The organism is Halomonas sp. KO116, assembly GCF_000734975.2.
Lineage (GTDB): Bacteria > Pseudomonadota > Gammaproteobacteria > Pseudomonadales > Halomonadaceae > Vreelandella > Vreelandella glaciei.
In genome coordinates, this window is record NZ_CP011052.1 from 3,171,612 (window position 1) to 3,185,933 (window position 14,322).

General features: G+C 41.4%; 12 protein-coding genes. All 12 read right to left on the reverse strand.

Features of this window, described 5'->3' with window-relative positions:
* Window positions 1-105: 105 nt before the first annotated feature.
* The 12 genes from KO116_RS14625 to KO116_RS14680 all read right to left on the reverse strand — a co-directional run bounded on the left by KO116_RS14625 (window position 106) and on the right by KO116_RS14680 (window position 14,309).
* Window positions 106-1,203 carry a chain-length determining protein gene (locus KO116_RS14625; protein WP_035566823.1) on the reverse strand — a complete coding sequence of 366 codons (1,098 nt, stop codon included), beginning with the start codon at window positions 1,201-1,203 and terminating at the stop codon, window positions 106-108.
* A 3-nt stretch (window positions 1,204-1,206) separates the two neighbouring features.
* On the reverse strand, window positions 1,207-2,016 hold the full coding sequence (locus tag KO116_RS14630) for an ABC transporter permease (RefSeq protein WP_035566825.1): 810 nt from the start codon (window positions 2,014-2,016) through the stop codon (window positions 1,207-1,209).
* A gap of 150 nt (window positions 2,017-2,166) precedes the next feature.
* On the reverse strand, window positions 2,167-3,894 hold the full coding sequence (locus KO116_RS14635; protein ID WP_035566827.1) for a polysaccharide biosynthesis/export family protein: 1,728 nt from the start codon (window positions 3,892-3,894) through the stop codon (window positions 2,167-2,169).
* Window positions 3,894-4,310, reverse strand: a complete 417-nt coding sequence (locus KO116_RS14640) for a DVU3141 family protein (protein WP_035566829.1) — start codon at window positions 4,308-4,310, stop codon at window positions 3,894-3,896. The genes KO116_RS14635 and KO116_RS14640 overlap by 1 nt, the downstream gene beginning before the upstream one ends.
* A gap of 644 nt (window positions 4,311-4,954) precedes the next feature.
* Window positions 4,955-6,337, reverse strand: a complete 1,383-nt coding sequence (locus KO116_RS14645; RefSeq protein WP_035566831.1) for an undecaprenyl-phosphate glucose phosphotransferase — start codon at window positions 6,335-6,337, stop codon at window positions 4,955-4,957.
* A gap of 58 nt (window positions 6,338-6,395) precedes the next feature.
* Window positions 6,396-7,316, reverse strand: coding sequence for a glycosyltransferase (locus KO116_RS14650; protein WP_035566833.1), 921 nt, complete (start codon window positions 7,314-7,316; stop codon window positions 6,396-6,398).
* 14 nt (window positions 7,317-7,330) lie between these two features.
* Window positions 7,331-8,578 (reverse strand): glycosyltransferase family 4 protein, encoded by a 1,248-nt coding sequence (locus KO116_RS14655; protein ID WP_052703774.1) that lies wholly within the window; start codon window positions 8,576-8,578, stop codon window positions 7,331-7,333.
* Complete coding sequence (locus KO116_RS14660; protein WP_035566834.1) at window positions 8,575-9,816, reverse strand: hypothetical protein; 1,242 nt, start codon at window positions 9,814-9,816, stop codon at window positions 8,575-8,577. Before KO116_RS14660 ends, KO116_RS14655 begins: the two co-directional genes overlap by 4 nt.
* A 131-nt stretch (window positions 9,817-9,947) precedes the next feature.
* Window positions 9,948-11,048: a polysaccharide pyruvyl transferase family protein gene (locus KO116_RS14665; RefSeq protein ID WP_035566836.1), complete on the reverse strand. Its 1,101-nt coding sequence runs from the start codon at window positions 11,046-11,048 to the stop codon at window positions 9,948-9,950.
* A gap of 14 nt (window positions 11,049-11,062) precedes the next feature.
* Window positions 11,063-11,905, reverse strand: a complete 843-nt coding sequence (locus tag KO116_RS14670) for a nitroreductase family protein (RefSeq protein WP_200897102.1) — start codon at window positions 11,903-11,905, stop codon at window positions 11,063-11,065.
* A 110-nt stretch (window positions 11,906-12,015) separates the two neighbouring features.
* Window positions 12,016-13,299, reverse strand: a complete 1,284-nt coding sequence (locus KO116_RS14675; RefSeq protein ID WP_035566840.1) for a flippase — start codon at window positions 13,297-13,299, stop codon at window positions 12,016-12,018.
* A 44-nt stretch (window positions 13,300-13,343) separates the two neighbouring features.
* Window positions 13,344-14,309 (reverse strand): hypothetical protein, encoded by a 966-nt coding sequence (locus tag KO116_RS14680; protein ID WP_144408598.1) that lies wholly within the window; start codon window positions 14,307-14,309, stop codon window positions 13,344-13,346.
* Window positions 14,310-14,322 lie beyond the last annotated feature (13 nt).

Sequence of the window (14,322 nt, forward strand, 5' to 3'; positions counted from 1 at the left end):
AGCATTGGGAGCCACTTCATGACTTCTTTTGCAGACGCGTTGCTCCGCGTGTTAACTCACTCCTTACGTGTCACACCTCACCACCCTTCCCTTGTTACTCTTTTATCAATCTCGGTGATCTTTGACAATCATTGCCATCATGCTAAAAATAAACGCGATAAAAATAGTCAAGATTGCAAAAACACTGCTGTTATAGAGACGGTTAGGCGCCGTCGGATATTCTGGGAACAGCGGGCTTTGCAATACGCTTACTTGCTTTAGCTGCCGCGCAGCTTCTAATCGGGTATTTTCTAACGAGGCAAGCGCGCTTGAGTAGGTTTCTTGAGCGAATTGGGCCTGTAGCTCTAAGGTTTCATATCCCGCAGAAACGCGGTTAAGGGAATCACCAGTGGCTTGAGCCAGGCGATCACGCTGCACCACAATTTGATCGCGTAGCGCTGAAATACTTCGCTCGACTTGTCGCAACTCAGAAGATTGCGAACTTTGGAAACTTGCCAGGGCATTGCGCTGTGCTTGCAAACGGGCCAAGTCACCTTCTAGCGTGGCCACCACTTGATTAATACTCTCTACCGTTGAGGTAGGCGACACAAGGCCAAACTCATTTTGGTATTCAAGCAGCTTGCCACGGGTTTCTTCAAAGCGCTCTTCTAAACGTACCATTTGCTGCTCTAAAAAGCGCACCTGCTCATCAGCTAGACGGTGACCCATTTCGTTCATGTGGTCTTCACCGGCCTCAAGCAGTAACGCGGCCATATCATGAGCAAATTCTGGAGTGTAGCCCTGCACATGTATATTTAGCACACCAGCATATTCATCTAACTCAATCTCTACGCGCCGTAAGTAGTATTTGTGAAGGTCTTCAATGGGTACGTTGGGATCGCGTAGCTTGGCAAAAAAGTCGCCATTCTCGCTATAATGCTGGCGTATACCTAGCTGTTCATCCAACAGGCGTAGCATATCCACCGAAAGTAAGTGCTCACGTAGCAGCAGCAGATCATGCGTATTGCCACTGCTTCCACTCATTAACGATGAAAGGGATAATTCAGGCGAAGCCACCTGCGGGCTTTCGAGCACCACTGTGGCGCGCGATACATAACGGTCTTCTGCCCATATAAACCAATAGAAAGAGACGAGAATAATCGCGATGATAGCAACCGCCCATTGCGGCGATTTTTTTACAAAATGACGTAACGAAACAGGCATAGGTTATTTGGCCTTTAACCGGTCAACAAAACGTAGGTGCATTAGTAGCCCTAGCGCACTTATAGAGAGTGTTACCATCCAAAAATAAAGCATACTAGTGCCATGGACCGTTTGGTAATTTTCAAAGAACCCTAATCGGAGCACTTCAATACCATGCGGAATCGGATTAAGCATGAGATATTCCAACAGCCAGTGGGGAAGCTGATTGAGTGGAAACATAACACCTGAAAGAATCAAAAGCGGCAGCGAGAGCATCCGGACCACACGGCCCACTTCTGGAACTAATGTTGCTACCACCGAGGTTAATAGCCCGAGTGCAAGCCCTAAACTCCATAGCGATAACCATGCGGCCATCGCCCGAATAGCGTTATCGGGGTATATATCCAATCCGAGCATCAAGCCGCCCAGAATAAATAGCAAAAAAATAAACGAGCGCAACATGCCTTCCAGAAAATTGCGCACGATGACTGGGTCAACTGGGTGTACCTGACGATATGCGAATAGTGCACTGTTACTTTCAATAGCGCCCATCCCTCGGAGCATACCCTCGCGTACCAGGAAAAAGCCCATTAACCCGGCAATCATCCACGGAATAAACTCAGCATTAACAATTAGCCGATCACTACGTATGAAACTGCGTATGGCCACCATAATGCCAATAAAGGCCGCTGGCTCAAAAAGCATCCAGAACCAGCCCATGCGGTCTGCCATTGTGCGTGATATGGCTTCACGCATAAACATGGCATACCACACACTCCGGGTCACTTGCCATGGAGTGCGGGCACCCTTTGGACCACTGGTTATATTTTCCATAGTTCAACTTTTTGAAAGTGAAGCAAATCGTTCTCTTTGAAGTGTGAGGTACAGGTTGAGGTGAGAGATACAGGCGAGTATTAGCCTTACCTCTCACCCGTGCTTATTCACCACCTCACAACTTGGTCTTCATTTATTGGCAACCATCCGCTACAGATCCACCGCAACGCGTGTTGCAACGGCTATTTGGAAAAGAATTTGGGTTAGAGTGGACGCTAGCTGCAGGTTATGCGTAGGAGCCGCCGGCATTACCAGGATCTCATCACCTGGCCGTAGATTAACATCTCGGGCATTTTCAACTGCACCATTTTGACGAACCACCAAGATGTGATCTTCGTCGGCACGTTCGGTAAAGCCTCCAGCACCTTCAATGTAATCAATCACGTTCATACCAGGGCGATACACTGCGGCCTGGGGCACTAATATTTCACCACTGATCAACATAGAGTCGCTAATTTCAGGAATCGTCACTATGTCGCCATCTTGCAGACGAATATCGGAAATTCGATCATTATAAGCGACAACTAAGCGCCCACTCGGTTCTAACTCGCGCGCGCGCTCAATAAAATTTTGAATGAGTTCGGCTTCTTGAACGCGGATTTGAGCTTCTTCATTGGTACTTGACTCGGCCCCTAGATAAGTCGTTTCTAAGCGACGTAGGCTGTCTTCCATTGATTGCTGCTGCTGCTCTCTCACGCTTTCACGTTGGAGCGAAATACTTTCAACGGCTGTCATGTTTTCAGGTACAGGTATCGCATCAAGTAGCTCACTCAAACGCGCATCACGTGGCAGTGCATAGCGTGAAGGGCCGTAATAACTTCCTTCTATTTCTACTACGATAGTTTCGCTGCGCTGATCGGCACTGAAGAGGACTTCGTCACCGCTACGTATAGTTTGCCCGTAAAATAGCTCAATTGGGAAATATTGGGCAATGGGACCTTCTTCACGGTTACCACGTAATAGGACGTGGGAAACACCGCTTTTTAGACGAGCTAGGTTAATCAGTTCTGCGCCGCTCAGCTGATTACCCATTAGCTCATAGCGGTGCTCACGATGGACATCGCCACCTACGGCGATCGCCGGACCACGCTCTTCCACCACAATAGTATCGCCATCTTGAAACTGCGGACGGGGGATACTGCCATTAATCAGAAAGTCGTAAAGGTCTACCATGGCCACCGTTTGGTCATCACGTACCACCCGAATTTGCCGATAGCTCCCTAAGTCTTGGTCAATACCTCCTGACTGGTCTAGGAAATAGAGCAAGGAGTCGTTAGGAGTACCGGCATAACGCCCAGGGTTTTCTACGTAACCGGTTACAAATACCGCCACCGGCTGTACGCCCTGTATATTGGTATATACTTCAACATTTTCAGGGTATACCGAGGTAATGGCCCCTCGCACACTGTTATCAACTTGCTGGCTATTTTGCCCCTCTATATACAATGGGCCAGAGCCTGGTATAAAAATATTGCCCTGAGCATCTACTGGCAATATTCGGTCAAACTCAAACGCCCCCCACACACGCACGGTGATTTGATCACCGGGCTTGACTTGATAGCCTGCATTTAAGCCATCCCCCATCGCCCCTCGAAACCCGCCGGTAAATAGGTTAGCGCCAAAAGGGGGGAGGGTATCCGGATCGGCGGTTTCCATAGCAACGGGACCATAGGTGCCGCTACGCCAATCAGCTCGAGGGGTATCGTCTACTTGCTCTTGCTGGTCTCCGCCCTCTTGATCTTCAGGCAGGATGCTATTCGGGAGACTAATACTTTGTGCCAGTGCCGTGCTACTGGTGAGAGCGCTTAGTAGCAGAAATGAAGCAACGGCGATGGGGCGCTTGATCGATAGCCGTTGAAGCATGCATGAAACATTCATTAATAGCGCCCTTCCATTGTTGAATCCATGTTAGCGAATACACGTTGATTCACCCAGCCATCAGGTGTTTCACAAGTAAGTGCACTGGGTGCAGCTGCCCCTGCACTGTCGACAATGCGTAACCGACGACACTCCCTGCCACTGGCGGCTAGGTAAGGCGCATCGGCAACAATTTCAACGTTATCCCCCCAAGGACTGCGTGCGAGATTGAGAACAGAGCCTGCTGGTGCTTTGGATAGGAACTCATTAAGCGCCACATCTTCCAGAAGCGTTGCCGGGTCGTTATTCAACACGTACTGCGCTTGTTGTTGGGTGCTGCTATTTGGGTAACTGGCACAGCCGCTTACCACGACAACACTTAGCGCCGCCAATAGCATACGAGCTAGCCGCGCTATCGAGAATGGGGTATTTGACATGATATTTCCTAAAAAAAGGTACGCTACCGCCCAGGAGTTCTGAAGGGCGTGTTCCCATGCCCTACTCTAAACGGATGAAAAAGTAATTAATCCACGCTACTCAAAATTAGTTTCGATTGTAAGGTATTCATTGCCGCCACTCTACATAGACAAACCTTGTACATGGGGATAATTTTATTCAACATTTTCGTCATTCAACCTCTCTGAGCCAGCCGCTTTTTCAACCCTACTGCTGATGACATTCGGTATGCCCACCGCAACCAAAAGGCACCTAGAAGCAAGCGCTTCTTTGAAACCTAGCGCCTTAAGACTCAGGGGCGCTAGGTACAACATCATAGGCACGGTCGGCCTCAAAATCCATGCTTAGCAAAGGCCTCTATAAACGCTTATACCTCCCCAACATGGCCACGACGTTAAGCCTATCAGCGGCATCACAACGCGAAGCTGGACAGGCCATTGCAGTGGCGACACTGAACAATATCGAACCAAACCATACCCACAATGCACTTTCAACACCCAGCTGACATGGTCAATTGGAAAACATGCATGTGACCATCTTCCTCATCAGCTGTAAATTAAAAATTTGATTTATAAGAACATTATTCTAGAATAGTCCTCTTTGCCTCTCATTTTTTGCTAATATTTCAGTAGGCATTCTTGTTAGCAAACCCTGTAAAAACTGTTAAAAAAATAATGCGTAAATCCAACCACAGTGACCAGTTGTCGATGTACCAAAGATCATACTCGACCCTACGCTCCATTTTCTCCAGGGTATCCGTTTCCCCCCGCAAACCATTCACTTGGGCCCACCCTGTGATGCCTGGCTTTACCTTATGGCGTCGCATGTATGACTCAACAAGATCTTTATAGTAATCGTTATGAGCTAACGCATGGGGACGTGGGCCAACGATCGACATACGACCCTGAAGTACATTATAAAATTGAGGTAGCTCATCAAGAGATGTCTTACGCAGAAAAGCACCTATGGGCGTTATTCGTTGGTCGTTCTTGGTGGCTTGGGTAATTTGACCTTCTTTTTCCTTATGGACTCGCATGGACCGGAATTTATATACCTTCACCCGTCGTCCATTTGCACCAGTACGATATTGTTTAAACAGTATGGGGCCTGGAGAGGTAACCTTGATAGCGACAGCAATCAATAGACAAACGGGGGTAATCAATAGCGTAATAAGGCTCCCTACCATTAGATCTTCAGCACGCTTGATAATACGCGCCATGCCGCTGAGTGGCGTAACGCTTAGATCAATAGCAAAATGCCCCGCCACCTCGCTAAATCTGTGGTTAAGCAATTGCATACCCTGGAAATCAGGGATAAAACGTACTTCCGCAGTGTGATTTCTTAAAGCATAAAAAATGGAACGAACAGCCCCCCCCATTTCTAAAGGGACACAAATCCATACTTCACGTGCACCAGACATTTCAATTCGTGCCGCAATATTGGGCAAGCTTTGTTCGTTGAATCCAGAGTACAGCCTCTCAACACCGACAATAGAGTAGCCTTCCCCCTTAGCGGCACGCATGCTTCTTGCCACTTGTAGCAACTGGCTGCTGGGGCCCACCAAAAATATGGATCGCCTCGCACGCCCCTTCATGCGAGCTTTTCTCAAAATAATTTGTGCAAGTACACGCCCTCCCGCCGCTATGATATAAGAGAGGAGCAACGAGGAGGCTACCCACAACCTCGAAAAACGAACAGAAGCATCTGCCAAAAAGATCAATGATGTTGCCAACAATCCAACCGCTACCCAAACCATTAAAAGTCGGGCCACCAATGTAGAAACGGGGGTAGTACGCCATCGACTGTAACCACCAAACATACTATTTAATAGGATGGCAAACAGAGCGATGAGAGCAGTCGCTAAAACATAGCGCTCATGTAAATCAAAAGTTCCAAAACGAAATTTAAAAGCAATAACACAGGCGCAAACAATTGCGAAAAAATCAAAAACGGGCACTATCAGCTGGGCAGGATACCGTTCAGTTAGGCCTTGTGTTTGCTTAAACATTTAAACTTTCCTTTCCCAGATACTCATTACCATTATAAAACATGTCAATAGACAAAAATCACTTACTCCAATAATGTGAGTGCATCGACAATTTTTGCTTTATAGACACTGGTAGTTTTTCTGACCGCTGACCTAATTTATAACCAAATAATTTTAAAGCATTTCTGATCAAGCTAGACGGCCAAAGATAAAAACGTCTTAACCCAATATACTTAATCTCTGACTTTACATACTTAAACCCTTCTCCCCCCGCTCCTCCAAAATTATCTCTAATCCATGGCTCTTTAGCATGAAACACACCAATATCAAAATAACGACGGAATTCTTCTATAATTGTATAGTTATGAGAATGTCGGCAACAGGCATCGCCTGCGTAAACAATTTCATAACCTGCCATCAACATTCTGGCAGTTACAAACATGTCTTCTGACAAAATAACATCATCAGGAAACCCAGCTACTTTAATAAGCGATTCCCTACGATAAGCAGCAAATGAATTAGACATAAAGGGCGTTTTTATACCTAATGACGAGGCATCCTCTAAAGACTTATAAATAGATTCTGATGGGTAATTAAATATCCGTGCATGAGCGGCTAATAGATTAGCATCATCGTGTGGCAGCTGTCTTCCACATACTGCAGCCACAGTACTTTTGTCAAAATACTTAACCATGTTAGTAATAGCGGAAGGATCATCCAAATATGCGTCTTGAGTCAAAAATATAAAAACATCATACTGCGGATAATCATTAACAATTTTCTGTCTAGTGCCGCCATGATTAAACTCACTAGAATTTATAACGACTAATTCATCTGCCCTTTCTTCAGCTAATTCCTGAGATCCATCAGACGATGACGAATCAACGACCAGAACATCAAAGTGAGCTTTTTGTTGATCCAAAGAGTCAAATAACCGTAGCAAGTCCTGCTTGCCATTATAAACTGGTATGACGCATGCAACCCTTTTACTATTTACCATATGGTATTCCTTACCTATTTAAAACAATCCGTGTGTTGGTTTAAAATATCCGAATAACAAATAACAAGCTCTTTTACATGGTTTTCTAAAGTAGGCGGTTTTTTCCAAAAATCATCATATGCCTGAGCCCCAAGGCGATTAACAGTATCATCGCATTCTAACAAAGCAAGCTGATCATCCAGACTAGCACTATTACCAGTGGAGAATAATAATCCAGATTTATTATGTGTAACATAGTCAGTCGCTGATGTTTGAGAAGCTACAACGGCAGGCACACCTACAGCAGCAGCCTCTAAAACAACAAGCCCTTGAGTTTCATACGACCTAGAAGTAAATAACAATGCACGTGTATCATATAAATATTTTGATATTTGAGTTGAGTCTACCCAACCTAAAAACTCAGCTTCGGGCAACAATTCCATCAACTCCTCTTCGACCTCTCCTTTTCCAATGAAACGCAATCTATCAGGCGTAATGCTTTTCACCTTCGCTAAAAGCAAAGCCCCCTTTTCGGCCGACAAGCGACCCACATAAGTATAATAACGTGAGTTGCCTGGTGTTGTAGGTGACGCTTTTTTTATATCAATAGGATTTCCCACCCTCCAAAACAAAGCGGTGCTGGGAAGCAAAGGTTTCAGTATTGACTCACTGTAATCCGATACACTAATAAAATTTTTAATACCATTTTTAAACCCTGCTCGCTTATATGCTAGTTGTCTGATAACTCGCCAAAGCTTATGGGAATAACTACGAGCATCACAATTAGTAGTGACACAATCTAGTGACATTGGCTTTTTATGGCATATGCTTTCTTTTTGATAATCATATAAGCCACCGTTAGGACATACAGAAAAATAGTCGTGTAGCGTTAAGACATTGGGGATTTTAGAATTAACAACAGCAGCTACCGCACTAATACTCAATGACTTGACCCACGTATGAATATGCACGACAGTATCATATGGACTTATATTATTCAGATACTGTTTTATTACCTTATAAGACTGACTATTCCAAACACCTCTGATAGCGGCATCCTTACGACTAGGATTATCTAGCAAGTCATACTGTTTTAGATCAATTAACTGAATATTAGGATGAATCAAATCATTACTAGCGGGTCCCACTGCAAAAACATAAGAGACTTTGTATCCAGCCAACGCAAGACCAAGAGCACTTGAAATTGCTACTTTCGCTGCCCCACCCTCTACCCTAGCATAGTCATTAATAATGATTATATTTTTAAGCTTGCTAGCATTCATACTAATACTCGTCTTTTATTTAAAAATGCGACATAACATGCAGCAATGACTACAAACACTCCAGGAGAAAAATAGCCATAACCTCTAAGGAAAAACTCAATAGAAAAGCCCATAAAAAACCCGTACATTAGTATTCTTTTTCTCAAAAAATCATCTTGAATAGTATTACCTTTCAAACTACTAAAATAACGATTGGTGTAAAAAAACATATTAACTAGGGAAAATAAATAAAAAACAACTAAAATGACACCCAAAATACCGAATTCAGCAACAATTTTAGCCAATAAAAAACCGCCATCATATGTGTTAAAATACTTTCCGGTTAAAACATATATTCTTTCAGTAACATCAGGAAAATACGTAGCCTCAGTACCAAGCATCTGAAAACCTATGCCTAGTCCATAGGTCTCGATGAGATTAGTATAGGCCATCATCCAGCCCTGAAGAAATACTAATGTGGTTAGGTTGTTTGAGTCTTCAAACGCCAGCCTGCTTTGAAAATAAGGAAAATAGTCTAGTAGAAAAATAAAAAAAACCATACCAATGGTAAACAAGAAAGTAGCACATAAAACCAAATAAGCAAGCCTCATTCGTAATACATACATTAAACACGATAAACTAAAAACAACTAACATTGTAAGATTAGGAAATAAAATAGCTAGCAACAGTATATTTAATAAAAAAGCAAAAACCGTTTTGAAATTTTTACTTGTAAGAACATAGGGTAAAATTACCATGCTCAATGCTAGTGCATAATGACTTTCTTCAGAAAATGGAAATACAGATTTTTCCAATTCACCATATCCTCCCCAATGCATACCCACTAAAACTTCAACCCATCCAATAAGCAACAACAATATGATAACGTAAAATAACGTAGCGTGTATTTTTTCAAAGGGTAAATAAAGCATGTAACGACCAAAAATTACTGCTGAAAACGCGACAAAAAACCAAACAAGGGAAAGCAGAGGCTTAATATCTTGATAAATAAAGCAAATTACAGCACAGTTAATAGTGACCACCAATAATACAACGGTGAATATAAATAAAAATTCAGTATCAACTTTAAATGCTCCCTTGCTAGTAAATAACAATAGCAGTACTAGCAGTGATGAAAAAAGCATCCCCACCGCTAACGAGCTAGCCTCCAGTAATACAAAAACGAGGCTTGGCATAAGCAATATTGACATAAACAACAATAGCAGTCTTACATCAAGCTTAGTATTACTTAGATGCATATCCAATTACTCTATTTATAAAAATTGACAATAAACCCACTCTTTAAACTGAAAATCAAAATACAGTATGCTTTATCAGAAAGAAGCATTTTTTTATATTACTTTCGTTTCTTCCATTAGCTACCATAAAATTATGACATGGCGACTTCTAAATATTTCATTGTATTTTCTTTTTGCTTATCTAATTCAAGATGAACAGATTTAAAATCAATCTCAGTAAGCAGTGCTGCGTCTAAGTCTTGACTGTCTTCAACCAGACGATTTCCTAACCCTAGCCCATTCAAAAAATACTTGATTCGATTAGTTCCAGACTCAGGTTTGATTGATATAAAAGGAACTCCAAAATTTGCTGCAAATGCAGTCCCATGAAAAGAGTTTGTAACTACAAATGAAGCGTTATTTATAAGTGTCATATACTCCAGTGGGCTAGCATCACGATAATGACGATCTGTTTTATAAAGTAAGAAAGGATCTTGATCGATAGCTATAATTTTTAAATCGAATTTTTTGGCAACTTTATTTATTATTTCGTATACTAAACGATCTTTTTTAAGTGTATAGACAAATATATAAGGCTCCGTAGGAGCTTGCTGCTCTGGCAATTTCAGCAATTCAGACCATTCTTGGCGAGTTAGTAATAAGGTGGGATCTAAGGTACAGCTAATATCATCACGCTTTGATAAGGTTTTCATGCGTTCAGCCGTATCAATTTCGCGAAATGATAATGAGGAAAAACTATTAAGAGCATCTCGAAGATAATCACTTTCATCTCCTTCATGTATATAAGATCCTGCACTTGTTGAAAACGCCACTTTTGGCTTACCTTCAACAAAATCCAACATATAGTTTTTATCAAAAGAACCAATAATTACTGGATTCCAAATTTGGTCGCTACCACAAACAAAAACATCAAAATCATCGTTTAATTTCTCAAGTTCAAATTTTGTATGACAGGGTTGAGTTAAATTATAATTTTCTTTCATAAAATGATGAAATCTGGTTAACAACCTTTTACGAGGAAAATAACGACTAATATCTTTAATTAAGTGCAAAGCGGAACGTGGACTTTTACTAAACCGTAAAAGCTTCATTGTATTTTCTAACTGTGGCGTTTTATAGTCGATTATCGAAACTTTTCCAAATTTAGAAAGAATCGTTTGAGTAGCTAACGCCTGTAAACAACCACCATAGCTATTGGCATAATGTATCGTGATAAGAGCTATCTTTTTCATCTTGTAATCCTTTACTAAAGTTTTGTATAAATTTCTTCGATAGGCCGGCGTGGCGATTGACAAACCTTACTAGTGTCATTGGGATAGCCGATTGCAAGCATCATAATTACAGAGTGTTCTGGGTTAATAGGCAATAGTTTTCTCAATTTTAGGTCAGTTGCTGCATCCTGACTCCAGTTAAGACAACAAGAACCTATGCCGATTGAATGCAATGCCAGGATCATGGACATTGAGAAAATGCCTCCATCAATCCAGTGCTGATAGCGCTCTTTGTATGAAACAAAGGCTTCTAAATCACTACAGATAATTAAAAGTCTTTTAACTTTATGACCAAAACCACGATTTCCATTCTGCAATGATAATGCAGCACTGATAACTTCCGGGTTCTCAAGATCGTAGATATACCATGCTTGCCGGTTACAAACCGATGGAGCTTTCATAGCCATGTGAATAGCACGTTTTAATTCAGTGTCTTTAATACCGAGGTCACTAAACTCACGGATAGAATGACGCCCTAAAAAAAACTCTTCAGGATTTTCTAAATTTAAAATAGAGTTTTTAATTTCTAGTATTCCACCCTCTTTACTAGCTTCATCAGAAATGTGTTGCAACTCCCTATGCAATTTCATTCCTTCACCTTTGTCTACGATTTGAGCTGTAAAATCACTCAAGACTTTCAACGCTACTCGATCCTGAAAGCCATAATCATTTGCCTCTTTCGCTCTATCTAAAATAGCTTTTAGCAATTTTGCGTTCTTTCCACCAGCAGATGGGTTTCTTTCAGTTAAGCTAAGGCTTTTCTCTAAACTATGATAAACGCGAACAGAGGCGTAATTTCTTTCCTGCTTATTACGCATATTTTGGCGCCATCCGCCGTAACGAGTAAACCGAAAAAAATCATAGAACATACATAAGAGGCAAAAAACCAGACGACCAAATGACTTTAATATACTCACCAAAATCTCCATCAATTTTTGATAACCAGCCGTTTAGCAGTAATGAAATATAGTAATGCAAGAAGAGCATTACTTATGATTGTTGCAGTAGCAGCACCCACCATTCCATAAAGCGGTATTAACACTAAATTAAGAGAAATATTTAATAGAGCAACTAAAATCATAAGTTTTACCTTTAGTTTCATGTTATTTTGGGTAACAAGAACAGCACCAGAACTAAAAGCAACAAACATGAAGGGAACAGAAAAAGAAAGTATTTTTAAAATAAAAGCTGCTTGAGCATAGTGATCGCCAAATAGTATTGAGACCATCCAATCTGCTGTTATCCAAATGCCAATAAGAAAAATAAGACCCAAAAACAGCATAGCAATATTGCCTTGTTCAAACAATTCCCTTACTCTTGCAGGTTCCTGTATTGACCAGCGATGTATTTTAGGTAAAAAATATTTTTGATATATAACCCCAGGCAAAAGATAAATAGCCGAGATTACCAGGAAGGCAATATTGTAAATGCCTGCACTAGTATCGCTGTCTAAATATTTAAGCAATACTATATCACTTTGGTAATATATTAAATGAGCAAACGCAGCTAAACCGAATGGCCATGATAGATTAATTACCGTTTTCCAATTTTTTCTCTCACCGTTAAAAACATTAGTGTAATTTTCGTGTCCGACTAGACAAAATGTTCTATTAAACATCGGTTTTAACATGTAATAGCCTACTGGAATCATTAATACTGCCACAGCTGCATACATTAAAGATCCTAGCACTACGTTAACATTTTTACTTAAAAATAAAGCTAATGCGGCTACCAATAAGAATCGTGATAAATGCGGAAAAAGCTGCCACATAGCTAAAGATAAAAATCTTTCCTCGAGCTGTAATCGGCTACTCACTAGCTCTAGAATCACTTGCGCTAGCACATGAAAAGCTAACAAGCATAATACCAAGGTTGTTAGTTGATTATGCGGCCCCACCATAGCCCAAGCTATTAATCCGCAAAACACGAGCCCTGTAGAATATGAAATAAACCTCATGGAACCGCTTAACCATCGCCTTGCTGCCCAGCCTTCTTGACCAAACGCTTTTAGCCAGAATTGGGCAACTCCAAAACCAGCAAGAGGTACGAACAGCATTACAAAAGACAAAGAAGATGAAAAAACACCGTACGCTTCTGGAAGCAACAGGCGAGCAAGAATAGCTTGCGTAATGAAAGCCAATCCTGCACCAGCCAGGGTTGCAAGCCAAAGTGAAGAAACGGCTTTTATTGCTTCACGTTTTAATAAACTCATTCCGCTCCTAAAGCTCGGCTTACGCTAATCAAAACCATTCTTTACTATTCTTGTAAATCACGGCGTTTCATATTTTTAAATGATACTGACATCAATGCGATAACGAGCCCAAAGATACTACCTATAACAATAGACAGTGCTAATATTAGGGGCTTGTTAGGTGATACCGTTCGCTCTCCTGGAAAAGCATACTCAATTACGTCCACTACCCTCTCAGTTACTATAAAATCATCTAACCCGTTTTTAGAAGATTCATCTTCGCTTATTGAGTCACTAATCTGTTGTCTTGCATCTATACTTTGTTGATTATCTCTAACATTTTGATTACTTAACCCTTTATCTAATGAGCTAATCAATGCGTCTCTCTCTGACTCAAGCGTTTCATAACCCATAAAATATTTAGGCAAATTTCCAACGTTAGAATAAATTATTTGGCTACCGCGCTGTTCGCCATCGAGTTGATAAGGCATCGTTGGTGTTTGAATATTCAAGTTACGAGCAACTGTTATTGCACGTTCAACTTCAAATATCTCTTCTTCGCGCTCTGTGCGAAGCGCAGCTTGTTCTAAGTTAAGGTTTATATCCAAACGCATTAATTGAGCTTGGTTATAAGCAGCAAACCTTGCATGTAGCCTAGACCAAACCGTACTTGAAGTTTCTGCTATGTAAGAATTTAAGAGTTCATCACCATTTTCACCTTCTGGGTAGCGATACTTAATACTCATAGTCATACTTCCAGCCCGGTCTGCAACAAGACCTTCAATGGTAAATCTGTTTTGAAAAAGCTCTATTAAAGATTCTTCACTATCAAAGGATAACTCATCCCCTCTTTCTTCAATAAAGGCTTCAAAGTTCTGAAAACTAGTTAACCTATTCCCTAATGCTCTATATGCATCTTCTGGAGAAATTTGAAAATCATTGAAGTGATTGAATACTGCAAAATTTGATGCCGCTGGAGGAGCAGCTCGAAAACGGGCTTCATAGACAGGTGTTACTAACCATAAATACACTAGACATAGAGAT